This window comes from Cohnella sp. GbtcB17, from assembly GCF_019091135.1.
Taxonomy (GTDB): Bacteria; Bacillota; Bacilli; order Paenibacillales; family Paenibacillaceae; genus Cohnella.
Genome location: NZ_JAGXJW010000009.1, coordinates 1 through 26024 on the forward strand (window position 1 = coordinate 1; position 26024 = coordinate 26024).

A 26024-nucleotide genomic window follows, 5' to 3' on the forward strand; every position below is an offset into this window, starting at 1 on the left:
CCCGCCTCAAGATGAGATTTCCCAGTATGTAAGACCCCTTGAAGAACACGAGGTTGATAGGCTCGGGGTGGAAGCATGGCAACATGTGCAGCTGACGAGTACTAATCGGTCGAGGGCTTATCCTACGGTTTGCTTCAAGCAGACCAGCGGCAAGCCGCACAGGTGAAGAGAATTTCTAGCGCATCTTCGTTTCGCATCCGGTTTTCAGGGCGCAAGCTCTGTGAACATAAGCTCTCATAGCTCAGTAGGTAGAGTGCATCCATGGTAAGGATGAGGTCACCGGTTCGATCCCGGTTGAGAGCTCCAGCTTTTATGGCCCGTTGGTCAAGCGGTTAAGACACCTCCCTTTCACGGAGGTAACGGGGGTTCGATTCCCCCACGGGTCACCATACATACGGAGGCTTAGCTCAGCCGGGAGAGCATCTGCCTTACAAGCAGAGGGTCGGGGGTTCGATCCCCTCAGCCTCCACCATCCATTCTCTTATCCGTTGGGGATTAGCCAAGCGGTAAGGCAACGGACTTTGACTCCGTCACTCCTAGGTTCGAATCCTAGATCCCCAGCCATTTGGTTTTTACAGCCGGCTAGACACTGGCCATCTGCGCGTATGGCGGAATTGGCAGACGCACCAGACTTAGGATCTGGCGGGCAACCGTGGGGGTTCAAGTCCCTCTACGCGCACCAACTTTATAAAAGTGCTAAACTCCCTTAATAGATAAGGGAGTTTTTTATTTCTCGGTTCACCTGATAAATGGTTCGCATGGTTTAACATCAATGAAATAAAAAAACGCTCGCCTGCTCCGTCTTAGGAGCAGAGGAGCGCTGCCACAGCCTTATTCACCGAAGGATAATGTCCCGAAATATTCGCTCAGATGAAAGTCCGGCGTCGGAACGCCGACAGGAGACCAGGATACATAATGCGCGACTGGCGTCTCGGATCCGCACTTGTAAAAGTTGCCCTTGAGCGCATGGCCCGGCGCGGCGGAAAAGCCGGGGAACACCTCGGCCAGCCAATCGAGCGGAATACGGAAGGATAACGTCCAGTAGATACGGCCCGCTTCGTCGGCAAGTCCGCGTTCGGCGACGATGGAGAAGCGTTCGGGCTCCAGACCGTAAGACTGGTCCCGATTGTTGCGGTCTACGCCGAGGCCAAGCAGCAGCGTGCCAGCCGCGTTGAATTCGAAATTCAAATAGCGACGGTCTGTCTCCGGCATCGGCTGCAGGAAAAATTCGACGCAGCTGTCGAGGTAAACCGGTTCGTTGGCGCCTAAATAACGAATGACAGGAGATTGTTCGTAACAAACGAATCTGCCTAGAAGCGCATCTTGCGTCCAGCAGAGCTGTGCATTTGTTTCCGGGCGGTATGGGGCATACGTATCCTTTTCCCACAGATAATTGGCTATAGGAGCGGGCCGGACGTTTAACCATGTCTTCTCATCGATACTGCCAGCCTGATAAGCAATCGAATAGTGCGGGGCCAAAGCAATGCTCCTCTCATAGTCAGCAATCATAGACAAAGTTTACCTCCAAATCGTAGTCGAAACAACGACAATCGTAAATACTGGCATAGGCTATTGCCCGCGAGGCGCGATGCGTGATATACTGGCCTCGTCGATTTGGGGCTAAGGACAAGCGATAACTCCAGACGGCTAACGCTAGCGGTGCGATTCCGCTTCGTTTGCCGTGTGGAGTTTTTTTGTTGCCGGCAGACCGGAGGAGGTAAACAAATATGTCGGGCGAAATAAAAGCGAGAGGGCTATCCGCCATTCGTACCTGGCTGTTCGATCTGGACGGAACGCTCTACCGCGGCGGAGAGCCGATGCAGGGCGCGCGCGAAGCGTTAAACATGCTCAGATCGGTAGGCAATCCGATTCAATTCGTAACGAACAATTCCAGGCATTCGGCAGCCGAGATCGCCAGTAAGCTGAACGGCATGGGCATCCAAGCTTCGTCCAGTGACATCGTGACGGCTACCGAATATACGGGGCGCTATCTCAGGGAGCGGCATGGCTGTCTGAAGCTCGCGGCGGCGGGGAGCGATGCGTTCCTCGTCGCGCTTCGGAAAGCCGGGCATCATGTGCTGGAGCCGGGCGAAAAGGGAGCGGTCGACGCAGCGGTCGTCGGGCTCGATCCGACCTTCACTTATGAGAAGCTGGAATGGCTGAGCCAAACGGTCGCTGCCGGGGCGATGCTAATCGCCGCGAACGCGGATGCCTTTCATCCGGGTGAGGGCGGCAGTCCGGTGCCGGAGACGGGGGCGCTCGCGGCCGCGCTGGAGACAGCGTCGAATATGAAGGCAACGTACGTAGGCAAACCGGAGCCGTATTTGTTCCATTGCGCGCTCCAACGGTGCGGCGGGGAAGCTTCGAGCGCAGCGATGGTCGGAGACAACTACGATACCGACATAACGGGGGCCAAACAGGCGGGGCTATATACGTTATGGTTAACTATGTCGGGAATTCCTGCAGAAGAACGCCCCATGGCGGATAAGGTCATACGAAGCTTGGCAGAAATCGTACAAGGGATGCGGCATGGAGGGGATAAGCTTGAGGTATGAACACGTACAAACGAACAGCGACAGGCAGACGATTATTCGCATCGCGGGTTTGCCGGCGCCGGTCACCCTGTTGCACGTGACGGACAGTCATATGAACGCGTCCGATCTGACGGAAGGCATCGAGACGTTGGCGGAGTCGATTCGGCTCTATAACTTCGACACCTTGGATACGCAGATCCGCTTCGACAGGGCGCTCGCTTATGCGGATGACCTGCAGGCCGACGGCGTCGTGCTGACCGGAGATATCGTAAACGGAGCGACTGCGGGGAATCTGGCCTTTTTGGAAAAGCGGCTGTCGGGTCTGCGAGCGCCTTATTTGTACACGCCGGGCAATCACGACTGGGAATACCCAGGCCGTCCGTGGGGCGAGGCGACCCGCTCCGAGCAATACCCCAAGTTCGCGCCGTTCACGGCGGGAGATCCAGCCTTCCGAACGCTTGAGATCGGCGGCGTGCTGCTCGTCGCCGTAGACAATAGCACTTATCAGATATCGGAAGCGCAACTGGCCGCCTTCGAACAAGCGCTGTCGCGGGGCTTGCCTACGCTGCTGTTTATGCACATTCCGATTTACGTACCCTCGTTATTGCCGGATGTCGTGCGCGTCTGGGGTTCTCCGATTATGATGGCTGCACAGGGGTGGGATGCAGAACTAATGAAGCAATGGCAGGTGGAACCGCCGGAAAAGGCGACGCTCGCCTTTTACGACCTGCTGCTGAGCAATCCGGCAGAAAATCTGATCGGCCTTTTCTGCGGTCATGTACACTTCGCCCACGAAGACGCCTTCGGCAGAGGCTCGCGGCAGTATGTAACGGCGGCCGGCTTCGACGGTGGATACCGGGTTATCAGGCTGCTGCCCGCGCGCGCGTCGGACGATCCAGCAGGAAAGGTGGACCCCTAAATGACACTGCTGCACCGGTTGGCGCAAAGTCCGGTCATTGCCGCGGTCCGCTCCGAGGAGGCCGGCGAGCAGGCGCTGGCGAGCGGCACAGCCAATTTGTTCGTCATGGACGGCACCGCGGACGCGGTCGCCCGTCTTGCCGAAGCTGCGAGGGCCCGCGGCAAAGGCGTGTTCGTCCATCTGGACCTTGTAAGGGGGCTGTCGAGCACCGACAAGGAAAGCCTTGTTCTTCTGCGCGACTGGATCGGCGCGGACGGCGTCGTCACGCCCAAAGCCCATCTGATCAAAGAGGCGAAGCGAATCGGGCTTTACGCCATATTGCACCTGTTTGTCATCGATTCGCGTGCGCTGTCCGCGGGCTTGTCGCTGGCCGAATCGCTCCGGCCCGACGCGGTCGAGATCATGCCCGGCGCCATTCCCAAAATCATCGGCGCCTTCGCGGACACCCTCCCCGACATTCCCGTCGTCGCGAGCGGCTTGATCGACAATGCCGCCGAGGCTGCGGCAGCGCTGAACGCAGGAGCGACCTCGCTTTCCGTCAGCAATCGCTCCCTCTGGGCATTGACGCATAAAGATTTGTAGACTTGACGTCGATCTGCTGCATGCAGATGCGGCGTCTTTTCTTTTATCCCGCGGCAGCCTCCTCCGCCCAGGGCATACCTGAACGATAATGCCGCCGACGCCGAACGGATTGTACGCCGTGCCGAGGCCGCGGCTGCCGCTTCGCCGCTGCGTACGGCGAACTGGTGCTGGCTTCACGCTGTGGGGCGCGTTCAAGTCGGACGTGGCGTTCACCGCGACCCGGTGGTATCCGACGCTGCCGCTTCGCGTCGGCAACGTGTCCAGCGCGTTCGGCAGCATCTGGCGCTATTTGCTCAACACGGTGTTCGTCGCCGGCGTCGGCACGGCGGCATGCTGCTGATCGCCTCGCTGTCGGCGTTCACGTTCGCCCGCATGAAGTTTTTCGGCAAAGAATGGCGTATATGCTCATACTGCCGATCGTCACGGGCGGTCCGATCTTCGGCATTTTCCTGCTGCGATCGTTTTTCGAGAGCATTCCGAAGGATTACTTCGAGGCGGCCCAGATGGATGGCGCGCACGACTTCAAGCTGTACTACCATATCGCGCTGCCGCTCTGCATTCCGATCATGGGGACGCTCGCGATCATGTAGATCGTCGGCGCCTGGAACGAATATTTGTGGCCGATGATCACGATCGCCGACCACGAGAAGCTGACGATCGCGGCAGGCCTGCTCATCAGCTTCACCGGACAGTACTCGTCCAACATGTCAGTGACGTTCGGCGGCTATCTGGTCGCGTCGGTGCCGCTTATCCTGCTGTTTACGTTTACGAATCGCTATTACGTGCAGGGCTTGCTGTCGACGGCAATCAAGCTGTAGGGGCGGGCAAGCCTTATGGTTCAAGCGCTTAACGGTCTAGCACTTAACGTCCAAGAGCTTAACTTTCAAGTGACTAACGAACTTTTGCAGCGGCCATGAAGGTCCGACGCCCCGCGGGGCTGCGGGCTTTTTTTGGCATGTTCGTCTGCCCTGGTCGCCGCCTGACGTGTATAATAGACGGCATGCGGTTCAAGGAGGGTGAATCAGGCAGTGAGTTACCAAATATCCGGCGACAAGCCGGGCGGAAAATACCGCGCCATGCTGCGCGGCTATTTGCTGCCCGAATGGCGAGCGCTGATCGGACTCGGCATTTTGCTGCTGTCCTCGATCGCGCTGCAGCTCGTCAATCCGCAAATCATTCGCTACTTTATCGATACGGCGCAAGGGCAAGGGAGCCTGACGCCGCTTTACTATGCAGGCGCGCTATTTATCGGGTTTTCCCTGCTGCAGCAGGGCGTGTCCGTCGCGGCCTCCTACTTCAGCGAAAATCTCGGCTGGAAGACGACCAACAAGCTGCGCGTCGATCTTGCGGCGCATTGCCTGTCGCTCGACATGTCGTTTCACAAAAAGCATACGTCGGGCTCGCTCATCGAACGGGTGGACGGAGACGTCAACGCGCTCGCGCAATTTTTCTCCAGCTTTATGATCAATCTCGCGGGCAACGGGCTGCTCACGCTCGGCATCCTCGTCCTGCTGTTCCGCGAGAACTTCTGGATCGGCATCGTAATGGCCGTCTTCGTCGGCGGCAGCATCTGGGCGATTCAGCGTATCCGGGCGTTCGCGGTCCCCGTCTGGACGCGGTGGCGGCAGGCCAACGCCGAATATTACGGCTTTATCGGCGAACAGCTCGAAGGTACCGAGGACACCCGCGCCAACGGAGCCGTCGGCTTCGCGATGAACCGCTTTTATGACATGACCCGCAGGATGCTGCCTATGCGCGTGCGGGCTTTTATGGGTTACTTCCTCATGTGGAGCACGACGATCCTGGTGTTCGCGCTTGGCAACGCAGCTGCGTTCGTCGTCTGCGCGATTCTCTGGAAGCGGGGCGAGCTTACGATCGGGTCAGCGTATCTCGTCTTCTACTATACGGAGCTGCTGGCGAAGCCGATCGAGAAGATCCGGACTCAACTCGAGGACCTGCAGAAGGCGGACGCCAGCCTTGTTCGGATCGGCGAGCTGCTGGCGACGCGATCTGCTGTTCAGGACGGGCCCGGCGCCTCGCTGCCGAGCGGTCCGGCCGCCGTCGAACTGCGCGGCGTCACCTTCTCCTACGAAGAAGAGGGGCCGCCGACTTTGCACGACGTGAATTTGAGGCTGGAGAGCGGCCGCACGCTTGGCTTGCTGGGACGAACGGGCAGCGGCAAGACAACGATCGCGCGCCTGCTGCTTCGCTTCTACGACCCGCAGCAGGGGGCGGTCACGCTGTCCGGCACGGACCTGCGCGAATTCAAGCTCGGCGAGCTGCGCGGGTACGTCGCGATGGTGACGCAAAACATCGAAATACTAGCCGGCACGGTCAGGGACAATCTGACGCTTTTCGACGAGCGAATTCCAGATAGCCGCATTATGGACGTGCTGTCCGAGTTGGGGCTGGACGGCTGGTTCGCGGGCATGCCGGACGGGCTGGATACGTATTTGTCGTCGGGCGGCGCCGGGTTGTCTGCCGGCGAAGGGCAGCTGCTCGCTTTTGCCCGCGTATTCCTAACCGATCCTAAGCTGGTAATCCTGGACGAAGCTTCGTCGCGTCTGGATCCGCTGACGGAGAGCCGAATCGAGGCGGCCGTAGACCGGCTGCTGCAAAACCGAACCTGCATTATCATCGCGCACCGGCTGGCGACGATTCAGCGTGCCGACGAGATCGCGATTCTGGAGCAGGGGCGGGTGGTCGAGCAAGGCAAGCGCGCGCAGCTTGCGGGCGATCCCGACTCCCGCTTCAGCCGGATGCTGGCCGTCGGCATGGAGGAGGTGCTCGTATGAAAACCAGCAGTTTTTTCTGGCGGATGCTGCGTTACCGGCCCGGCTTGTACGTGCTGAACCTGCTGGCATGGACGCTCATTCATATGGCGCCGCTGCTGCCGGGGCTGCTGACCAAAGCGTTCTTCGATCATCTGGAAGGCACGCATCCGTTCCCCTTCGGTGCCGGCGCGATCGCAGCCCTTCTCATCGCCGCGGCGCTGGCGCGCATCGCGCTCATTTATTGCGGATTTCTCACGGACGTCGCGTTCCGGTACCGCATCTCCAGCCTGCTGAGGCGCAACTTGCTGGCCCACGTCCTGCGTGCGCCCGGCGCCCGCGCGCTCCCCGGCTCTCCCGGCGAAGCGATCAGCAACTTCAGGGACGACGTCGAGCAGGCCGAAGAAGCGACGAGCTGGTCGGTGGACACGCTCGGTCTCGTCGGCTTTGTGGTCGCGGCCAGCTGGATTTTGCTCTCGATCGACGCGGAATTGACCGTGCTCGTGTTCGTGCCGCTTATTCTCGTCGTCACGGCCGCGCAGATCGCCACGACGCGCATCCGCAAGTACCGTGCGGCAAGCCGGGAGTCGACGGCCCGAGTGACGGGCGCGATCAGCGAGATGTTCGGCAGCGTGCTGGCCATTCAGGTGGCGGGCGCGGAGAAGCGGGTTGTTGACCGGTTCGCGAAGCTGGGCGAGAGCAGGCGGCAGTCGATGATCAAGGACAAGTTGCTGACCGAGACGCTGTCGTCGGTGTTCAACAACTCCGTCAACCTCGGCACGGGCATCATCCTGCTGTTGGCGGGCATTAAGATGAGGGGCGGCGAATTTACGATCGGCGACTTTTCGCTGTTCGTCTATTATTTGACGTTCGTGACGCAGCTCATCTCCAACGTCGGCAACTTCATGACCTACTACAAGCAGATGGACGTCAGCTTCGGCCGGCTCAAGGAGATGCTGCGCGGCGCGTCGCCGGCGCTGCTCGTACGGAAGGCGTATATCGGACTGGGTAAAAAGGAAGGCCGAGGAAACGCGAACGACGAGGAGGAGCGGCACGGAGCTACGGCGCGGCATGGGGAGGAGGAAACGCTCGCGCCGGTCGTTCGGGCGGCGCCGCTGCGCGAGCTCGCAGCGTCAGGCCTGACCTACCGGTATCCGGAGACGGGAAGGGGCATCGAGGACATCGATCTGACGCTGCCCCGCGGCTCCTTCACCGTGATCACCGGTATGGTCGGCTCGGGCAAGACGACGCTGCTGCGCGCGCTGCTCGGCCTGCTGCCAGCGGAACGCGGCACGATCCGCTGGAACGGCGAGCCGGTCGCGCAACCCGCGGACTTCTTCGTACCGCCGCAGAGCGCGTATACCGCCCAGATTCCCAGGCTGTACAGCGCCACTCTGCGGGACAACATCCTGCTCGGCGCGCAGTCGACGCCCGAGGAGCTCGCGGGCGCGCTGCACGCCGCCGTGCTGGAGGAGGACATCGAAGGGCTGAGGGACGGCCTGGAGACGATGGTCGGACCGCGGGGCGTGAAGCTGTCCGGCGGACAGGCGCAGCGGACGGCGGCGGCGCGCATGCTCGCGCGGGACGCGCAGCTGTACGTGTTCGACGACTTGTCTTCCGCGCTCGACGTGGACACCGAGAGGCGGCTGTGGGAGCGCCTGTTCGAGGCAAAAGGCAGCGCGACCTGCCTCGTCGTCTCTCATCGCAAGGCCGCTTTGGCGCGAGCCGACCGGATCGTCCTGCTGAGCGACGGCCGCATTGAGGCGCAGGGCACGGCGGCGGAGCTGCTCGCTTCGAGCGAAAGCTTCCGCAAGCTTTGGCAAGGGGAGAGCGCCGAGGAAAATGGGGAAAAGTAAAATAGAGCGAGGAGGCGGCGGAAATGGAGAACAAAGAGCGTTTTACCGATCGTGTGGAAACGTACGTGAAGTACAGGCCGAGCTATCCTGCAGGCGCTATTGATTATTTGTATCGGGAAGCGGGGTTGAGGCGCGATTCGCAGGTCGTCGACATCGGCGCGGGAACCGGGATCTTCTCCCGGCTTTTGTTGGATCGGGGCACACCGGTCACGGCCGTCGAGCCGAACCGGGCGATGCGCGAGGAAGCGGAGCGGGCGCTGGGCGGATATCCCGGCTTCAAGGCGGTGAACGGCGCGGCGGAGCAAACGGGGCTGCCCGACGCTTCGGCGGATTTTATCGTTTGCGCCCAAGCGTTTCACTGGTTCGATCAGGCGGCGGCGAAGCGGGAGTTCCACAGGCTGCTGCGGCCCGAGGGGAAGGCGGCGCTGATCTGGAATACGCGCCTCACGAGCGGCACGCCGTTCCTGGAGGCGTACGAGGCGCTGCTGCTGCGTCTGGGCACCGACTATGCGACGGTGAACCATCGCAACATTACGCCCGAGCAGCTCGCGGCCTTTTTCGAGCCGGGCACGAAGCGGGAAGCTCGTTTTCCCAACCGCCAGCTGTTCGACTTCGACGGCTTGAGCGGGCGGCTGCGTTCTTCCTCGTATACCCCGGTGCCGGGGCACCCGAACTATGAGCCGATGATGCGCGACCTGCGCGATATCTTCGATCGTTATCAGCAGGACGGGTACGTATCGTTCGATTATGAGACGGAGATTTATACGGGTTCCGTATGAGCATTGTCCGGCCGCAGGCAGACTGAAAGGCCTGCCCCAAAGGCTGCTTCGCTTCGGCCGGTTTCACGATTTCGCAGAGAAGCTCTTGGCAGCGTCTTGTCGTTTTGCGCCACGGTTGGGGGCGGGGAACCCGGCATGTGGCGTTGCGAAGCGTCACTTGGCCATGGTGGGTGCCGAGGTTCCGTCATGTGGCGCTGTAGAGCGTTGTTTGTTCACTAGTGGTGCCGAGGTCCCGGCATGTGGCGCTGTGCAACGTCACTTTGCCACGGTTGGAGCCGAGGTTCCGGCATGTAGCGCTGTACAACGTCACTTGGCCACCGTTGGCGTTGAGGTCCCGGGATGTGGCGCTGTGCAACGTCACTTTGCCACGGTTGGAGCCGAGGTTCCGGCATGTGGCGCTGTACAACGTCACTTGGCCACCGTTGGCGTTGAGGTCCCGGGATGTGGCGCTGTGCAACGTCACTTTGCCACGTTTGGCCCCAAGATACCGCCTTCGAACCGCGTCCGACAAACAATTTCATCTTTATTTAAATTACCGCTTGCAATTCTCTAGGGGATTTGTTAATATAAAAAAGTCGCTTTTGGGGGAAAACATTAACGAAGACAACGACGACGTTGGCCCTCGGACTAACTAACCTATGCGGAAATAGCTCAGTGGTAGAGCATCTCGTTGCCAACGAGAAGGTCGCGGGTTCGAATCCCGTTTTCCGCTCCATCTAAGTTCTTGGCGCCATAGCCAAGTGGTAAGGCAGAGCTCTGCAAAAGCTCTACCCCCAGTTCGAGTCTGGGTGGCGCCTCCAACTTCATATTTGCGCCCTTAGCTCAGCTGGATAGAGCGTTAGACTACGAATCTAAAGGCCAGGAGTTCGAATCTCTTAGGGCGCGCCATTTTTTTATTTAAACCTAATTTAATATGCCGGTGTGGCGGAATGGCAGACGCGGCGGACTCAAAATCCGCTTCTCGAGAGGGAGTGGGGGTTCGAGTCCCTTCACCGGCACCATAACTACGAATTCAAGAAATTTTTTTAATTTCTTGTTTTTTTATTTTTTCTAGCAAATCGTAGAACAGGTAGAGTTACATAACAAGATTTTCGAGACAGCCGGCGGCTGTCTTTTTTGCAGTTAAGTTAGTCACAGCGCAGCAGACTGTCCCTGTCTATAATGAAGCGAAGAAGCCGGAGCGAAGCGGAATCGCGCTCGTCCGGCGGCAGCTTAGGGGGCGTTAGCATGGATTATGTGAAGCCGGGACAGATGTTGGAAAGTCTGATTGCGATGGGAGAAGCGAAGGCGAAGTTACCCGTATCGCAAAAGCTGGCGAGGAGCGCAATGGCGGGCGCAATACTCGGATGCGCGACGACGCTGGCGTACACCGCATCCGTACAGACGAAGATGCCGATCGCGGGCGCCGTCCTGTTTCCGATGGGATTTGTTCTTATTTTACTATTAGGTCTGGAACTTGTGACCGGCAGCTTCGCGGCGCTTCCGCTGGCCGTGCTCAAGAGACGGACAAGCGCGGCAAAAATGGCCTCGAGCTTCGCCTGGGCGCTCCTCGGTCACGCGATCGGGGCCGGCCTGTACGCGGCATTCTATGCGATGACCATCACAAAGATGGGCCATGATATGAGCAATCCGCTCGTGCAGGCGGTCGTCTCCGCGGCAGAGGGCAAGACGAGCGCCTATATCCATATCGGCGCAGAAGGTTGGATGCTGGCTTTCGTCAAGGCCGCGCTCTGCAACTGGATGGTCGCGCTTGGCGCCATCATGAGCTTGTCCTCCACTTCGACGATCGGCAAGATCGCGGCGATGTGGATGCCGGTGCTGCTTTTTTTCGGACAAGGCTTCGAACACTTGATCGTCAACATGTTTCTTTTGCCAGCAGGAATCATGCTCGGAGGAAACTACTCGATTGCGGACATGCTCTTGTGGAACTGGTTCCCCGTCCTGCTGGGCAACTTCGTGGGCGGCGCCATATTCACGGGGCTGCTGTTCTATGTGGCGCATCGGCAGAAGGTTGCGGCAGCGGACAGATGAGGGAGCGACGATACTCGAAGATGAGGACGTCGACATCGCGATAAGGCATGCATGCAGAACAAAGGCCGGAATCCACATTCCGGCCTTTTTATATCGAACCCGCTTCCGGACTTCAAAAGCTTCAACAGTGACTTGCATCATGCATCTGGCGAAGGCGGAGTCCGATCGCAAGGCGACTCTTTCGTAATCCTGGGGAAGCCGAATCGGCAGGATCTTACTTACGTATGCACGTGAGGCGGCACCTTTCTTCCTTTGTCGCCACGCTTGGGAGAACGCCAGTTTTTGACTTTATTCCAGACGTTCGTGATGGAGTGGGTATACTTTTTGCATTCAGGCTTGCTCTTGCCTTCCCGGTCGAATGCGAGCGTCGCGTTAATCTCTCCGCCGAGCACGACGATGATGCTGCTGATATACAGCCAGGTGAGCAATACGATGACACCGCCTAGACTGCCGTACGTTTTCGTATAGTTGGCGAAGTTGCTGACGTAAAAGGCGAACAGTCCCGAAGCGACGATCCAGCCGACCGTAGCGAAGAGGGCGCCCGGAAGCACTTCTTTGAATTTCAGATGCCGGTTGGGGACGTACTTGTACATGGCCGTGAATACAAGCGCGATGATCACGATCGGGATGAGAAACTGGGCTACGGACCAGACTTCGTCGAAGAAATCGGGTAACGCGAACGTCTTGAAAATCCACTCGCCGAGCCAACGGCCGAATACGAGCAAGGCCAAGCTGCTGACGATGACGAGCGTGAGGACGATCGTGACGATAAGCGACAAGCCCTTGACCTTCCAGAACGGACGGGTTTCCGGCTCGTCGTAGGCTTTGTTCAGCGCTCTGATGATGGCATTGATGCCGCTCGAGGCCGACCATAGCGAACCGATGATCCCGAACGACAGCAGCGCGCCGCTGCGGTTGTCCTGGACGTTTTTGATCCAATCCACAAGCACCTGGCTGTTGGATTGCGGCAGCACCTTGTGCAGGGCGTCCAGCATATCCCACGTCGTGAACGGCGTGAAGCCGATCAAGGCGACAAGGAAAATCATAAAAGGAAATATCGCCAAAATTAAATAGTAGGTCAACTGGGCGCCCATCGCGGGCACTTCGTCATCCTGAAAGCGGCAGTATAAATTTTCGGCAAAGCGCAGCGTCTTTTTTTTCGTTTTTTTGTCCATCTTCCTTTCCTCCTTGCCTCGGTAAGAGATCGACCGCCGCTCGCGCGGCGATCGAACGCGATCTCAGGGCGATATTCAGATCAGGATTGCTGCGCCAGCTTGACGAGCATATGCGCAAGCTTGTGCCGCTCGTCCTGATCGCCGACTTTCCAAAGTTCCTGCAGCAGGTTCTCCTCGGCGTTGCGGGGATCTTCGTGCTGGGCCAGATAGTCCGCGACCTTCTCCGCCACCTGAGCGAGCTGCTCCTCGGACAGGCCGAGCGATTCGCCAAGCGCGATACGCCTGTTCAGATAGCTTTTGAACGCCTCGAAGTTGCTCAGGATCTCGTCCTTTTTCGAAGCGTCCATTCTGGAGATCGTGTCGCCCACCTTCGACGTGTCGACTTGTTCTTCCTTATCGATGATATGCTGGCTCTCGTTCATTCTGAATGCCTCCTTTTAAAGTTAATGTCATTTTGCGCTATCGCGCGGACATTCTATCCGTGCCGTCAAACCTAAGACCATCGCGGGGGGCACCCGCCCGTGACTACTTCCTATTGTCCATCTTGACCGCGGGTGAAACGGAAGTACAATGGGGAAATGGGAAGGAGCGTGCAGCGAATGGGCGTAGAGGACGGCGAATGGCTGGAGCGGCATAGCCGGCTGCTCATGGACAGCTACCGGGCATTAACGGGCAAAGCGTTGATTAAAGCTGGTCGGGCGGGACAGGCATCGGACGATTTATACGAAGCGCCGTTCGCATTGCTGTCGCATGGGACCGAGGAAGACCCGGTGCTCAATTACGGCAATCGGACCGCACAAGCGTTATGGGAAATGGACTGGCAGTCGTTTACCCGAATGCCCTCGAGATTGACGGCGGAGCCGATGCAGCGCGAGGTTCGGGAAGCTTTTATGGAGGATGTCAGACTAAAAGGGTATTCGGACTGCTACGAAGGCGTCAGGGTATCGAGCAGCGGCAAAAGATTCCGCATCGAGCAGGCGGTAGTGTGGAATCTGATCGACGAGAAAGGCGCGTACCTAGGCCAGGCGGCGATGTTTCCGGGCTGGACCTGGCTGTGAAAAGAAGGCTCTGCCCCGAAAAAGCGGGCGGAGCCTTTAATCATATGGCGTCAGAGGGCGCTGCCGGCAGGCGATTCGTCTAAATTCGCCTTATTAGGCACCTTGAGACCGTGCCGGCCCTCGACTGTAGTCCAGGGCCAATTCCGTGCGCGGGTCCGTTATCCGGAGGCGTCCGAACGTTTACAATGAGTTTGTGAGGTAAAGCAAACAGGAAACGACGCAAAGGGGTGAGACGAGTTGAAAAAGAACAGTGGTTGGGCAGTGGTGCTGATCGCGCTTGGCGTACTTCTTCTCTTCGGTAAGCTGGGTCATTTGGTCGGGTGGGTCATCGGTCTGCTCATTCCGATCGCGATCATCGGGCTTGGCGTCATGGCATGGCGTAACGGTTACAGACTGATCGGCATCGTGATCGGCATCATCGGCGGCTTCATGCTGCTGGGCAAGCTGTCGGTCGTAATCTTCTGGGTCGCGGCGATCGGGCTGATCGTGCTGGGAATATCGATGTTGAGCGGCAAGACGGGCCGTGCCCGCAGATGGTAAGCAAAGGAGGTTATCCATAAAAATGAGCGTAGTCAAACGAGTGCGGGATATCACGGTCGCAACGTTGAACGAGAGATTGGACAACGCGGAAGACCCGGTAAGATTGATCGACCAGTTCCTCTGGTCGACGCATCAGGAGATCTGTCAATGCGAGGCGCTGCAACGGCAATACGCCGCGCACACCGACCAGATGCACAAGCAGCTGAAGGACGCGCAGCTATGGGCGCAGCGCCGCGAGGAACAGGCGCTGACCGCGCTGAAGGCAGGCGAGGAGAACGCCGCGAAGCTGGCGCTCGCCGACAAGGTGGCCCATGAAGAGCGGGCGGAGCGCTACCAAGGCTTGTACGAGCAGAGCCGCGGCGAGCTGCTGGAGCTGGAGCAGCTGCTCCAGGAGCTGCGGGACGAATATCGCAGCGTGTACGACCGCAGGCAGTTCTACATCGCCCGGATGGAGTCGCTGAAGCTGCAGCAAAGGTTGAACGCCCGCTTCTCGCCGGGGAGCGTCGATCCTTCGCAGATGCTGCGCAAGGTGGACGACCGGCTGACGGACATGGAGCTGGAGACCAAGAGCCTCAGAGATTTGCGGCGCATGGGCCAGGAGCTCGTCTACCAAGCCGGCACGGTGGTCTCCCAGGCTGTAGACCGCGAGCTGCAAAATCTGAAACGCAAGCTGGACCAAGGAGGGTAAACGATGCGCAAGCTGTATAGATCGACCCGTGACCGCAAGCTGTTCGGGGTGTGCGCGGGACTCGCCGACTACCTGGGCGTAGACGCGACGCTGCTTCGAATCCTGCTCGTCATCGTGACCGTCTTCTCCGGAGGTACCGTGCTGTTCGTCTATATCATCGCCGGGTTCATCATTCCCCGCGATTCGGACTTCGGCGGCGGCAGCGCCTTCGGCGGGCCGAATGCCGGCCAAGGCGGCTGGGCACCGCCACCCCAACACGGCGGCTGGACGCCCCCGCAACAACGTCCGCCGGCACCGCCCGCTTCTTCCTGGAACTCCGGCACCGCCTGGCCGGGTCCCGGTCCTGCGGCTCCGGCTGCCAGGCCCGCTCCCCAGACGGCGGCTCCTGCTTCGCAGGCTTCGTCGACGCTGGACGCGATGATGGAGGATATCGAGAAGAAGGCGCTCAAGAAGGAGATCGAAGAACTGAAAGCCCGCATTACCAAATTTGAACAACAATCGAAGGGAGAATAATACAATGGGCGTATTTCAAAGAATGAAGGACATGACGAAGGCATCGGTGCACGAGCTGCTGGACAAACTGGAAGATCCGGTCATCATGCTCAACCAGTATATTCGCGACATGGAAGTGGAGATCCGCGACGCGGAAGTGACGGTAGCGCGCCAGATGGCGGCCGAACGCCGGCTGAAGCAGCGTCTCGACGAGGCGGTCCGCATCTCCGCGGAACGTATCGGCCAAGCCGAGCAAGCGCTGCTGTCGGGAAACGAAGGCATCGCCCGCAAGCTGCTCGAGGAGAAGGTTTACTACGAAGGCCAGGCGAACAGCCTGCAAGAGCTGCACAGCCAAGCGAGCGCGCAGGTTGCCGAGCTGACCGGCCAGCTGCACGAGATGAAGGAAGAGTTCTACAAGCTGCGCAACAAGCGCAACGAGCTGGCGGCCCGCGCTCAAATGGCCAAGGCGCGCAAGCAGCTGGCGCAATCGAGCCAGACGCATACGATCGAGAGCGGCAACGCGTCGCGCGGCTTCTACCGGATGGAAGAGAAAATTTTGCAAATGGAAGCCGAAGCCGATGTCGCCCGCCTGCCCGGCGCGCCTTTCGGAGGCGTATCCGTAGCGCCGTCCTCGGTCGATCCGGCCAAAGCCATGAAGGTCGACCAGGAGCTGGCCGCGTTGAAGAGCCGCATCGCTCCTCCGTCCGCTTCGGCGGAGTAAGCAACGACGACAGGCGGCATTCACGCCGCAGGAAACATGTGGTATGCTAGCTAGGATGCTCGCCGAGGCCATAACGGACGATCCCGTCCGTTATGGCTTTATCCGCGATAGGAAGGCGACAGGCCGCAGCGCAGACGATCGTACGAGAGGAGGCGGCCGGTATGAGAAACCTGAACTTGTCCAAAAAGTCGCTGGTGTTCATCGCCGCCGGACTCTATCTGGCCGTCGGCGCCATCGCGGGCTTCGCGATGGTCAACGCGGCCATCCTGCTATGGCTCGGCATCGAGCGCTACAGGCAGGACCGCAGCAGATTATCGGTTGCGGTCATCGCCGTCAGCGCCATCGTGCTGGTCGTCAACCAGATCGGACTCGTGCTGGCGATCGGCTTGATCCTCGCGGCGATCTATTATTTGCGCGTCAGACCCTCTCCTGGCGTCGGGTACGCGAGCAGGCCGAGGCTCATTCTTAACATGAGACAGGACCGGCCGGGCTGGGTGCTCCGATCGATGGGCTGCTGGCATCTGTACGGCGAGGTTAGGCTGGACCTGAACGGCGTCGTGCCCGAGGACAATGTGACGAACGTCGTGTTGCAGGGCATCGTCGGCGATATCGAGATCGTCGTCCCCGAGGACTACGCGGTGCAGGTCGAAGCCAATGTGCTGCTCGGCCAGGTGACGGTCGACGGCCAAGGCGACGGGGGCATGATGCGGCGCATGTCGTGGAGCTCGCCCGGCCTGGCGCGCCAGGATCAGCAGATTAAACTGCAATTCAACTATATCGTCGGCAATATTCGCATTAGGCCGATCTGAGGAGGAGCGCATAATGGTCTGGCGTCATATCGGCGAAGCTGTTCTGTTCTCCCTCGGGATCGGCTTCGTCGTCATTTATTTGTTGGAAAGCCAGGGACTCGCGGCTCCGTTCGAGTCGTGGTCGACCGTCATCACCTTCGGCCTTACCGCAGTCGGCGTCCTCATCGTAGCGGGCGTCGGCTTCGGTCTGTTCAGGAGTCTGCCGACGCGCAGCCGCATCGAGCATATGCGTCATACGCTGCTGCTGATGGAGCGGGGCAGTCCGGTGCAGCCGCTGCCGAACATGGGCAAGGATGAGATCGGGCTGCTCGCCGAACAGCTCGTACGCTTCAGCCGCAAGTGGGAGGAGCAGGTCGCCTCGCTGCAGCGGCTGTCGACCAACAACACGGAGCTTGCGGCGAAGGCGCGCATGAGTGCGGTTGTCGAGGAGCGTCAGCGGCTCGCGCGCGAGCTTCACGACGCGGTCAGCCAGCAGCTGTTCGCGATCTCCATGACGGCCACGGCCGTCGGGCGTACGATGGACCAGGACTTCGAGCGGGCGAGACGGCAGATCGCCCTCATCGAGGAGATGTCCTCGGTCGCGCAGTCCGAGATGCGCGCGCTGCTGCTGCACCTGCGGCCCGTCCATCTGGAAGGCAAGCGGCTGTCCCAAGCGGTGCCGGAGCTGGTGAAGGAAATGCGGGCCAAGGTCGATATCGATATCTCGCTCGATATGGACGAGGACCTGCCGCTGAACAAAGGCATCGAGAACCATCTGTTCCGCATGGTGCAGGAAGCGCTGTCCAACACGCTCCGGCATGCCCGCGCGAACAAGATGGACATCGCCTTACATAGACGGGGAGACACCGTCAGACTGGCGATCCGGGACGACGGCGTCGGCTTCGATCTTCAGGAAAAGAAGCACGCCTCTTACGGGATCGTCAGCATGGAAGAACGGGTGAACGAGCTCGGCGGTTCCCTGAACATCGCCAGCGCGCCGGGCAAGGGCACGCGCATCGAGATCCGGGTGCCGATCATGACGGAAGAGAGAGGGTGGGAAGATGACGGAGCAACAGCCGATCAAAGTGCTGCTGGTCGATGATCACGAGATGGTGAGAATCGGACTGGCCGCGGTGCTGGGTACCGAGGAAGGCATCGAAGTGGTGGGAGAAGCGGGCAACGGCCAAGAAGGGCTGAGGCTCGCCAAGGCGTACGATCCGGACGTCGTGCTGATGGATCTGGTCATGGAAGGCATGGACGGCATCGAGACCACGCGCCGTCTGCTCGAGCAGCAGCCGGAATGCCGCGTCATCGTGCTGACGAGCTTTCTCGACGACGAGAAGATGTACCCCGTCATCGAGGCCGGTGCGTTCAGCTACCTGCTGAAGACATCGAGGGCGAGCGAGATCGCGGACGCGATCCGGGCTGCGGCTCGCGGCCAGTCGGTGCTCGAATCGCAGGTCGCCTCCAAGATGATGAACCGGTTCAGAAGGCCGGCGCAGGTTGAGGCCCAGCCGCATGAGGAGCTGACGGACCGGGAGATGGAAGTGCTTCAGCTGATCGCGCAGGGCAAGTCCAACCAGGAGATCGCGGACGAGCTGTTCATCGGCATCAAAACCGTGAAGTACCACCTGACGAACATGTTCAGCAAGCTCGGCGTCGAGGACCGTACCCAAGCGGCGATTTACGCGCACCGCAACGGATTGGCGGAATAATCTAATGACCTATCGCTTCGAAAAGCAAGGCAACCGCATGAGCGCGCTATCGCGTCCTGTGCGGTTTTTTTATGCCCGAATGCGAGCATCTGCGATCCGACGTTCGACCGCGATCGACAATTTTTTTATTTTCTGACGGTAAATATTACCTTCCGTTAATGAATTGAGATTACAATAGGTAAGAAGCAGGTTGTCAGTGGAGGCGGCTACCATGAGTAAATGGGTAAAAAGTCTGCTGAATCCGGCATGCGTCAGGACGATCGTCGGAGGCTCCCGTGAAGCGAGCGTCGGCATGCTGGCAGGGCGGCTTGGTCCAGGCCATGCGGCTTGGCCGAAAAAAAAGCTGAAGCAATGGATGGACAGCCGCTCCCAAATCCTGTGGGGCTGGCAGGGGGAGCATCTGCTCCTGCTCGCCGTACGGCTGCCGGAGGACGAACGCCGCCGGCAGGCGGCCCGAGCCGAGCTGGAGGCGCAGCTTCGCGGCATCGTCGAAGACGGTGCGGGTGTTGCGGTCGGCTTCGGATTTATTTTTATACGCCAGCGGGCACAGGGACAACAGGCCGAGCAGCTGCTGATGGAGGGCATGCTGGAAGCGGGCGCGCTCGCCTGCCGATCGCTGGACGAAGCGATAGCCGGCGTGCCCAAGCTATCCGCGAAGCCGGCCAGGAAGCCGGCGGAAGTCCAGGCGTCCGGTCCCTGGTCGGAGGGAGAGTCGGGACTGACGGTCGGACGCCTGGCGACCGAGATGGCGGCGATGCCGCCTGAGACGCCGGTTTCGGCCGCGGCCGAGTGGTTCGAGCACCAGCCCGATACCCACAGCATCGTCGTGGAAATCGCCGGTCAGCCGCGCGGCCTGATCACGCGGGACAGACTGAATCGGATGCTGGCGTCCAAGTTCGGCATGCCGCTGTACTGGAACCGGACCATCGACAAGATCATGGAGAACGCGCCGCTCGTCGCGGAAGCGGACATGCAGGTAGAGGCGGTCGCCAGGCTGGCCATGGAACGTCCGGATTCGCAGCTATACGACACCGTCATCGTAACCGAGCAGGGCAAATATGTCGGCGGCGTCACCGTGAAGGCGCTGCTCGAATCGTTCGCATCGCTGCAAGCCGAAGCGGCTCGCCGTGTCAACCCGCTGACGGGATTGCCCGGCGGGGACAGCATTCGCCGGGAGATCGAAGCGCGCATTAAAATGCGAAAGCCGTTCAGCGTTTATTACGCGGACCTGGATTACTTTAAATGGTTTAACGACAGCTACGGCTATAGCGCCGGCGACGACATGATCCGCTACACAGCATCGGTACTGGGCAGCGTCCTTAACCAGGAAGACGGGGCCGATCATTTTCTGGGGCATATCGGGGGAGACGACTTTATCTCGATCAGCGATCGTCCCGATCCCGAGGCGCGCTGCCGCACCTTCATCGACCGATTCCATGCAGGCGTCGATCCGATGTACGGGACGGCCCGGCCGACCACGGTCCTGGACCGCCATGGCGTCGCCGTCGAGCAGCCCGGCGTCTCGCTGTCGATCGCCGTTATCCGCTGGGACGGCTCGGGTGCCGTCAGTCATGAGGAATTGTCGCGATTGGCCGCGGCGTGCAAGAAAAAGGCCAAAGAACGGCCGGGAAGCGCGTATGCCATCAGCGAGGCATTCGCCGCATCCGTCGAGGAACGGGCATAAGACGGCTTGAGGAGGAGACACGATGGCGTTGGGAACGTATCCGGGGCCGGGCATTTCCAGGGTAGCGGACAGAGAGGCGGCCCTGCTTTACTTCTATTGGAACGGCGCGGTAGGGGGCGCGGCTTCCCTGATCGAGGCGAGGTGGAAAAAGAGGGCGGAGGAGCTGCTTGAGGTAAGCTTTTCAGAGCCGGCCAAGCCGTACGCGGCGAAATGGGTGCATAACGACCTGATGCTCTTTTTTTGTGCGGACAAGCAGGAGGAGCCGGGCCGCTTCAGACGCGAGCTCATGCGATCCGCGAGGGCGTACAAGCAGCGGCTGCTGGAGCCTGCGCTGCGGGAAGAGCTGCCGGGCGAGCCGTCGCTGCGCGCAGGCTGCGCGTTCGGCGAGTTTAAACGAGGCGAGGCAACCGGCCGCAAGCTGCACGAGATGGCGCGGGAAGCGATGCAGAGCGGTCAGCGCGAGGATGCGCTGGACGACGCGCTCAGGCTCGGCGAATTGGAGCGGCTTCTGGAAAAGCAGGCGCTGCGCTCGGTCTACCAGCCGATCGTGGATATTCGCGAGCGTCGTCCGCTCGGGTACGAGGCGTTGTCCAGACCGATGGATACGGACGTTTTCAGCGGACCTCTGCCGTTGTTCGAATTCGCGGAGCGCGCGGGCAAGGATTATGCGCTCGATCGTCTTGCCAGGGAACGGGCCATCTCGGGCAGCGCGGGCCTCGCGAAGGAGCAGAAGCTGTTCCTGAATTTGTCGCCCCGCATTATCGATGCGCCGCAGTTCGCGCCTTGGAAGACGTTGGCGCTGCTTGAGGCGCACGGACTGACGCCGGATCAGGTCGTCTTCGAGATTACGGAGCGCTCGAGCATCCGCGACTTCGGCTCGGTGCAGCGCGTGCTGGCGCACTACCGGAGCCAAGGCTACAAGATCGCGATCGACGATGTCGGAGCGGGTTACTCCTCTTTGCTGTCGATCGTCGAGCTGAGACCGGATTATATCAAAGTGGACCGATCGATCGTCAGCGGCCTGCATGCGGATACGTTCAAAGAGCATATGCTGGGCACGCTCGTCGGAGCCGCGGATCGGATGGACATCGGACTGATCGCAGAGGGTGTGGAGACGCAGCAGGAGCTCGACAAGCTCATCGCCATGGGCGTGCCTTATGCGCAGGGTTACTTGCTTGGCCAGCCGGGGCCGATGGCGAGCGTACGGCATTAATGCTCTCTTCGGACAATAAGCAAAAATCGGCGTGGCGCCGATCGTTTGAACGGTATCCCCGTGGATCAGGAGCGGTCGGGACTTGTAGGCTGACACGTTTGAACGGTATCCCCTTGGGTCAGGAACGGTCGGGACTTGTAGGCTGACGCGTTTGAACTATATCCCCTTCGAACAGGAGGTGCGCGAGACAGCGCGAGCAAGAGGCATTTTTTTGCAAATAATTCGATAAACCTGTCTCCTGAGCGAAAGGGATACTGTTAAAATACAAGCATAGCGGCCTTGCCTGACCGAGAGGGATACCGTTCAAACGGACGCAGCAATACCTGTGCGTGCTCGGCCGAGTTGACTGGAACAGGAGCGATGCGAAGCATGACCGAGATGCACATTCAAGCGCGATTGCTGGAGGTTCGGCTGAAGACCGCGGCCGCCGCGTGGTCGGCGCCGCTGCTGGACAGCGGATTGTGGACCCATGGCGATATCCGAAACAATTTTTATGCGGCTTCGTCTCTGTTCGCGGTATGCAGCGATCCGAATGTCGAGCCGCCCTGCGATCGGCTGGCTGGCAAAGCTTTGGCAACCAACGTGTTAACGACGATCCTCGCGCTTCAGGACGGCGATTCCGGGAGCCCGACTTATGGCCACTGGCCGCTCGGCCTGCATCCGGAGCCTCGGCTCGCGCCGATCAACCCGTTGCCCGCCGAACTGATGGGCTGTCTTCTGATCTGGTTCGCGGACCGGTATGGCGCAGAGATGGAGGCGTCGCTCGCGCAAGCGGTCGAGACGGCGATCGTCAGATTGCATGGCAGCGCCTACTACCGCGTTGCGCAGCGGACCTTCGGTCATCATGAGGCCAAGTATACGGCCACGAAGCTGCTGCTCGGCGACCGCTTCGCAGATTCGGAGCTGCTAGAAGCCGGCCTGCGGGACCTTCGCCTGACGCTGACGCGCGTGCGGGAGCAAGGCATGGCGGAATACGGGGCTCTGCCCTGGTTCTGGCACTGGGTTCAGGCGTTCGTCTGCGTGAAGGACGTCGTGCGGGATGCGACCGTTCGTTCGGAAGCCGCCGAGCTGCTGGACGCGCTGTGGCTTTATCGCGCGCGGCATTACTTAGGCGGCGCTTGGGCTGGAGGAAGGATGCGCAGTCTGCCTGCCGACCTGCCGAGAGACGGCAACGTGGCCTTCGATTACGTGCAGTTCGGCGATTTTGCGCTGCCGGACGAGCTGCTCCGAGTCGAATACGCCGGCTTCCTGCTGCACGAAGCGCCGGCCCCGACGAGGCGCGCCGCGCTGGATCGCTCCGCGCCGGAAGAGTCTAAGCGGCTCATTCGTCCTGCGGGCGAGGATCGGCAGCCGCTGCACAGCTATTTATATCGCGCGGAACGGTTTGCCGTCGGCGGTTTGCTCGAGCGCGCGGCCGAGTTCGACAACGAGCAGCATCGCTGGGAAGTGACGCTGCCGCTCGCGGCCGTCGCGGGCGCGAACCGGCTCTACTTTTTCCCTTGCGGAGAGGGATATTCGGCCGGAGATCCGCGTCATGCTTCGGAGGGCGGAGAGACGTTTTTCCACCGCGGGACGGCCGTCGCGCTATACCCGGCGGCAGCGAAGGGAGTTGCGGGCGTACTGCCGAAGGGCGAATGGATCTTCCGGGAACGCGGATGGTTCGGATACGCGGACGGCGTGCTGCTGGCAGTCTATCTATTCGGTGAATGCAGGGCTGCCGAATCGGCGGATCGCTTCGATTGCGAGGGCGCGCCCGGCCGCCACGGCTTCGTCGTCGAGGCGGTAGACGCGGCGCAGGCGGCGATCCAGCTCGGCATCGGGGAGAGCGGAGATGATCCACGCGGCCTGCTTCGCGCCTTCGCCGATCAAATGGCAAGCCGCGGTCCGTCGTGGATGGACGTTGCGGAGGCGGGCGACAGCGCATTCAGCGTCGAGTATGAGACGTTGGACGGAGACAGGCTCGCATTAATCGCGTCGGAACGGTCGTCGCCACTGCGCAAGCTGAACGGGGAAACGCTACAATTGGCGGATTACACTTGCGGCATTTAAGTCAAAAGGCCAACATCCTGTATATTTAAGGACGTTGGCCTTTTAAATTTATTATTCGTTCACGCTTCCGCGCTGAGCAACAGCCCGGTGTCGGGATACAGCGACTGCAGCTGCATCTGATCGGTATAGATCGCTTCGCGTATGGGAATCATCCGCCAAGGGGCTTGCTCGGCCAGCGGCTCGGCGACCCTGCGCCAGCCCATGGGCGAATATGCGGCGGAAAGTCGCTCTTCGATACCCGGATCAAGCTGAAGCTCCGGCTCGGATTGAAGGCTGCGGCTTAAGCTCTCGGCTTTGTCCCGCAGCTCGATCATCGCGTCGTCGGACGGACTTGCATACACTCTGTCGACCGCGTAATTCACTTCGATCGCCTGCTGCACGACGGACGAAGCGGCTTCGGCCGCGCGCTTGACGTGAGGAGGCAGCGGGGCCGGCGACGGCGGACGTCTCGACTCGTCCTCGTCCCGCACGTACCGATACGTCTCCTCGTCGAGCACCTCTTGGAACGGCAGGAGCGGCGTAATCCGATTGACCGGGGATACCCGGGACGTGAGCCGGGCGGAACCGGTCACATTGTTGAAGCGTATGGCCATAATCGCTGACCTCCTCGGCATTCGGCCGTTTTTTCCCTATTGCAAAGTTATGCTGAATTACCCGATCCGCATTCGCTTGAAACACGGGCGGGCAGGCTGTAAAAAATAAGTCAATTATGATAAACTACTTTGCATGAGTAAGGGTAAAATTTGGGCTTTAAAGCGCTGCAGTCCGAGAGGCGTTTTCGGCGATCCGACCGGACCTCGGGCGCACGCTATCCTATCGCATTGAGAGATGACGAACACATGACGGATCAACTGAACGACAACGTAACCGCGGAAGGCGCGGTTTACTTTATCTTCGGCGCAACGGGCGACCTGGCCCGCCGCAAGCTTTTCCCGGCTTTGTACAGTCTTTACCGTGAGGGCAAGCTCGGCGACAAATTCGCGATCGTCGGCCTCGCGCGCCGTCCGCGAACGGACGAGCAGTTCCGCGAGGACGTGCTCGAATCGATCAAGGAATTTTGCCGATACAAGATCGGAGACGGTCAGGACTGGCAGGGCTTTGCGGAGCGTTTTACGTACCACTCGCTTGACATCGGCAACGTGGACGGCTTCCGCGAGCTCAAGGCGTCGACGGAGGCGCTTGAGGCGCGTTATTCGATTCCCGGCAATCGCCTGTTCTACCTGGCGCTCGCGCCGGAGCTTTTCGGCACCGTCTCCCGGAACCTGCGCGACGGCGGCATGCTGGAGAGCGCAGGCTGGCACAGACTGGTCATCGAAAAGCCGTTCGGCTACGACTATCCGTCCGCGTCCAAACTGAACGAGGAGATTCGGCACGTGTTCCGCGAGGAAGAAGTGTTCCGGATCGACCATTATCTAGGCAAGGAAATGGTGCAGAACATCGAGGTCATTCGCTTCGCGAACGCCTTCTTCGAGCCGCTCTGGAACAAACAGCATATCGCGAACGTCCAGATCACGCTGGCCGAGACGGTCGGCGTCGAGGAACGCGGCGCCTACTACAACAAGTCCGGCGCGCTCCGCGACATGGTGCAGAACCATATGCTGCAGATGCTGACGATGATCGCCATGGAGCCGCCGAGCCATCTCGATCCCGAAGCGATCCGCGACGAGAAGGTCAAGGTGCTTCGCTCCCTGCGCGGCTTCAAATCCGGCGACGAGGTGCGCGAGCGCGTTATCCGCGGGCAGTACACGTCGGGCGAGCTGAGGGGCCAGCCGCTTAATGGTTACCGCGAGGAGGATTCGGTGCCGCCGGATTCGACGACCGAGACTTTTTTCGCGGCGCGTCTGTTCGTGGACAACTTCCGCTGGTCCGGCGTCCCGTTCTACGTTCGAACGGGCAAGCGGCTTCCGGTCAAGTCGACCGAGATCGTCGTCGAGTTCAAGAACGTGCCGGGCAACCTGCTGTTCGCGAGCCGTCAGCAGCTTCAGCCCAACCTGCTCGTCATCCGGGTCAACCCGATGGAGGGCATCTATATCAAGATCAACGCCAAAAAGCCGGGCAACGAGATGACGGTGCAGCCTGTCGCGATGGAGTTCTGCCAGAGCTGCCAGATCGGCATCAATACACCCGAAGCCTACGAGCGCTTGATCTTCGATGCCGCCCGCGGAGACTCGACTTACTTCACCCGCTGGGACGAGCTTGCGGCAGCGTGGCAGCTGGTCGATCCGATCGCGGCCGCCTGGCAGGAGCATGCCGCGGACCTGGCTTATTACTCCGCCGGCGCTTGGGGACCGCAGCAGGCGCACAAGCTGCTCCATCAGGACGGCTTCCATTGGTGGCCGGTGAACGGACAGGACGAGGACAACGTTATTTGGGTATCGAACACAAGCAAGTAAAGAAAGGGCTGTCCGCCTGTGCGGGCAGCCTTTAAT

At 60.2% G+C, this 26024-nt stretch carries 26 protein-coding genes, 9 tRNA genes and 1 rRNA gene; 32 read left to right on the top strand and 4 right to left on the bottom strand.

The features are described from left to right. From KVT38_RS06545 to KVT38_RS06570, 6 genes are all read left to right on the top strand, one after another. A 23S ribosomal RNA gene (locus KVT38_RS06545) occupies positions 1–125 on the top strand; the annotation flags it as partial. Between the two features lie 105 nt (positions 126–230). Then, positions 231–306: transfer RNA gene (locus tag KVT38_RS06550), tRNA-Thr, on the top strand. 8 nt (positions 307–314) lie between these two features. After that, positions 315–389, top strand: a tRNA-Glu gene (locus KVT38_RS06555). Positions 390–396: 7 nt separating this feature from the next. After that, positions 397–472 (top strand) — tRNA-Val (locus KVT38_RS06560). A 17-nt stretch (positions 473–489) separates the two neighbouring features. Further along, a tRNA-Gln gene (locus KVT38_RS06565) sits at positions 490–564 on the top strand. Between the two features lie 35 nt (positions 565–599). Then, a tRNA-Leu gene (locus KVT38_RS06570) sits at positions 600–682 on the top strand. Positions 683–831: 149 nt separating this feature from the next. Here KVT38_RS06570 and KVT38_RS06575 read toward each other — a convergent pair. After that, the gene (locus KVT38_RS06575; RefSeq protein WP_217592897.1) at positions 832–1509 is read right to left on the bottom strand and encodes a carbohydrate-binding family 9-like protein; all 678 of its coding nucleotides are present in this window, start codon (positions 1507–1509) and stop codon (positions 832–834) included. A 218-nt stretch (positions 1510–1727) separates the two neighbouring features. On the opposite strand from KVT38_RS06575, the gene KVT38_RS06580 reads away from it, so the two are divergent. From KVT38_RS06580 to KVT38_RS06645, 14 genes are all read left to right on the top strand, one after another. Beyond that, the gene (locus KVT38_RS06580; protein ID WP_217592898.1) at positions 1728–2555 is read left to right on the top strand and encodes an HAD-IIA family hydrolase; all 828 of its coding nucleotides are present in this window, start codon (positions 1728–1730) and stop codon (positions 2553–2555) included. Beyond that, positions 2545–3453: a metallophosphoesterase family protein gene (locus tag KVT38_RS06585; RefSeq protein ID WP_217592899.1), complete on the top strand. Its 909-nt coding sequence runs from the start codon at positions 2545–2547 to the stop codon at positions 3451–3453. Before KVT38_RS06580 ends, KVT38_RS06585 begins: the two co-directional genes overlap by 11 nt. Next, positions 3454–4035 carry a glycerol-3-phosphate responsive antiterminator gene (locus KVT38_RS06590; RefSeq protein ID WP_217592900.1) on the top strand — a complete coding sequence of 194 codons (582 nt, stop codon included), beginning with the start codon at positions 3454–3456 and terminating at the stop codon, positions 4033–4035. It begins immediately after the preceding gene. Between the two features lie 88 nt (positions 4036–4123). After that, positions 4124–4375, top strand: coding sequence for a hypothetical protein (locus KVT38_RS06595; protein WP_217592901.1), 252 nt, complete (start codon positions 4124–4126; stop codon positions 4373–4375). 61 nt (positions 4376–4436) lie between these two features. Beyond that, positions 4437–4625, top strand: coding sequence for an ABC transporter permease subunit (locus KVT38_RS06600; RefSeq protein ID WP_217592902.1), 189 nt, complete (start codon positions 4437–4439; stop codon positions 4623–4625). 24 nt (positions 4626–4649) lie between these two features. Further along, positions 4650–4853: an ABC transporter permease family protein gene (locus tag KVT38_RS06605; RefSeq protein ID WP_217592903.1), complete on the top strand. Its 204-nt coding sequence runs from the start codon at positions 4650–4652 to the stop codon at positions 4851–4853. A gap of 258 nt (positions 4854–5111) precedes the next feature. Continuing rightward, positions 5112–6830 (top strand): ABC transporter ATP-binding protein, encoded by a 1719-nt coding sequence (locus KVT38_RS06610; protein ID WP_217593012.1) that lies wholly within the window; start codon positions 5112–5114, stop codon positions 6828–6830. After that, a complete protein-coding gene (locus KVT38_RS06615) occupies positions 6827–8662 on the top strand; it encodes an ABC transporter ATP-binding protein (RefSeq protein WP_217592904.1) in 1836 nt (611 codons plus the stop codon). Before KVT38_RS06610 ends, KVT38_RS06615 begins: the two co-directional genes overlap by 4 nt. A gap of 23 nt (positions 8663–8685) precedes the next feature. Next, positions 8686–9441, top strand: a complete 756-nt coding sequence (locus KVT38_RS06620) for a class I SAM-dependent methyltransferase (protein ID WP_217592905.1) — start codon at positions 8686–8688, stop codon at positions 9439–9441. A 640-nt stretch (positions 9442–10081) separates the two neighbouring features. Beyond that, positions 10082–10156 (top strand) — tRNA-Gly (locus tag KVT38_RS06625). A gap of 11 nt (positions 10157–10167) precedes the next feature. Then, positions 10168–10241 (top strand) — tRNA-Cys (locus KVT38_RS06630). 11 nt (positions 10242–10252) lie between these two features. Continuing rightward, positions 10253–10329, top strand: a tRNA-Arg gene (locus tag KVT38_RS06635). A gap of 27 nt (positions 10330–10356) precedes the next feature. Beyond that, positions 10357–10442, top strand: a tRNA-Leu gene (locus tag KVT38_RS06640). Positions 10443–10668: 226 nt separating this feature from the next. Next, on the top strand, positions 10669–11472 hold the full coding sequence (locus KVT38_RS06645) for a formate/nitrite transporter family protein (protein WP_217592906.1): 804 nt from the start codon (positions 10669–10671) through the stop codon (positions 11470–11472). 218 nt (positions 11473–11690) lie between these two features. Here the strand turns inward: KVT38_RS06645 and KVT38_RS06650 are convergent, their stop codons facing one another. Both KVT38_RS06650 and KVT38_RS06655 read right to left on the bottom strand, forming a co-directional pair. Beyond that, a complete protein-coding gene (locus KVT38_RS06650; protein WP_217592907.1) occupies positions 11691–12647 on the bottom strand; it encodes a YihY/virulence factor BrkB family protein in 957 nt (318 codons plus the stop codon). Between the two features lie 80 nt (positions 12648–12727). Beyond that, complete coding sequence (locus KVT38_RS06655) at positions 12728–13069, bottom strand: DUF3243 domain-containing protein (RefSeq protein WP_217592908.1); 342 nt, start codon at positions 13067–13069, stop codon at positions 12728–12730. Between the two features lie 177 nt (positions 13070–13246). Between KVT38_RS06655 and KVT38_RS06660 the strand changes: the two genes are divergently transcribed. From KVT38_RS06660 to KVT38_RS06710, 11 genes are all read left to right on the top strand, one after another. After that, complete coding sequence (locus KVT38_RS06660) at positions 13247–13705, top strand: MEKHLA domain-containing protein (RefSeq protein WP_217592909.1); 459 nt, start codon at positions 13247–13249, stop codon at positions 13703–13705. Between the two features lie 237 nt (positions 13706–13942). Continuing rightward, positions 13943–14245 (top strand): hypothetical protein, encoded by a 303-nt coding sequence (locus KVT38_RS06665; protein ID WP_217592910.1) that lies wholly within the window; start codon positions 13943–13945, stop codon positions 14243–14245. Between the two features lie 22 nt (positions 14246–14267). Further along, positions 14268–14933 (top strand): PspA/IM30 family protein, encoded by a 666-nt coding sequence (locus KVT38_RS06670; RefSeq protein WP_217592911.1) that lies wholly within the window; start codon positions 14268–14270, stop codon positions 14931–14933. Between the two features lie 3 nt (positions 14934–14936). Beyond that, positions 14937–15446: a PspC domain-containing protein gene (locus KVT38_RS06675; RefSeq protein ID WP_217592912.1), complete on the top strand. Its 510-nt coding sequence runs from the start codon at positions 14937–14939 to the stop codon at positions 15444–15446. A 4-nt stretch (positions 15447–15450) separates the two neighbouring features. Next, complete coding sequence (locus tag KVT38_RS06680) at positions 15451–16146, top strand: PspA/IM30 family protein (RefSeq protein ID WP_217592913.1); 696 nt, start codon at positions 15451–15453, stop codon at positions 16144–16146. Between the two features lie 161 nt (positions 16147–16307). After that, entirely contained in the window at positions 16308–16955 is a 648-nt protein-coding gene (liaF, locus tag KVT38_RS06685; RefSeq protein ID WP_217592914.1) for a cell wall-active antibiotics response protein LiaF, read from the top strand. A gap of 13 nt (positions 16956–16968) precedes the next feature. Continuing rightward, positions 16969–18036: a sensor histidine kinase gene (locus tag KVT38_RS06690; protein WP_217592915.1), complete on the top strand. Its 1068-nt coding sequence runs from the start codon at positions 16969–16971 to the stop codon at positions 18034–18036. Continuing rightward, positions 17996–18649, top strand: a complete 654-nt coding sequence (locus KVT38_RS06695) for a response regulator (RefSeq protein WP_217592916.1) — start codon at positions 17996–17998, stop codon at positions 18647–18649. The genes KVT38_RS06690 and KVT38_RS06695 overlap by 41 nt, the downstream gene beginning before the upstream one ends. 211 nt (positions 18650–18860) lie before the next feature. Then, positions 18861–20333 carry a GGDEF domain-containing protein gene (locus KVT38_RS06700; protein WP_217592917.1) on the top strand — a complete coding sequence of 491 codons (1473 nt, stop codon included), beginning with the start codon at positions 18861–18863 and terminating at the stop codon, positions 20331–20333. Positions 20334–20355: 22 nt separating this feature from the next. Next, complete coding sequence (locus tag KVT38_RS06705) at positions 20356–21546, top strand: EAL domain-containing protein (protein WP_217592918.1); 1191 nt, start codon at positions 20356–20358, stop codon at positions 21544–21546. A 369-nt stretch (positions 21547–21915) separates the two neighbouring features. Further along, complete coding sequence (locus KVT38_RS06710; RefSeq protein ID WP_217592919.1) at positions 21916–23595, top strand: hypothetical protein; 1680 nt, start codon at positions 21916–21918, stop codon at positions 23593–23595. Between the two features lie 59 nt (positions 23596–23654). Here the strand turns inward: KVT38_RS06710 and KVT38_RS06715 are convergent, their stop codons facing one another. After that, a complete protein-coding gene (locus tag KVT38_RS06715; protein WP_217592920.1) occupies positions 23655–24188 on the bottom strand; it encodes a hypothetical protein in 534 nt (177 codons plus the stop codon). A gap of 246 nt (positions 24189–24434) precedes the next feature. On the opposite strand from KVT38_RS06715, the gene zwf reads away from it, so the two are divergent. Then, positions 24435–25988 carry a glucose-6-phosphate dehydrogenase gene (gene zwf / locus KVT38_RS06720; protein WP_217592921.1) on the top strand — a complete coding sequence of 518 codons (1554 nt, stop codon included), beginning with the start codon at positions 24435–24437 and terminating at the stop codon, positions 25986–25988. The last annotated feature ends 36 nt before the right edge of the window (positions 25989–26024 follow it).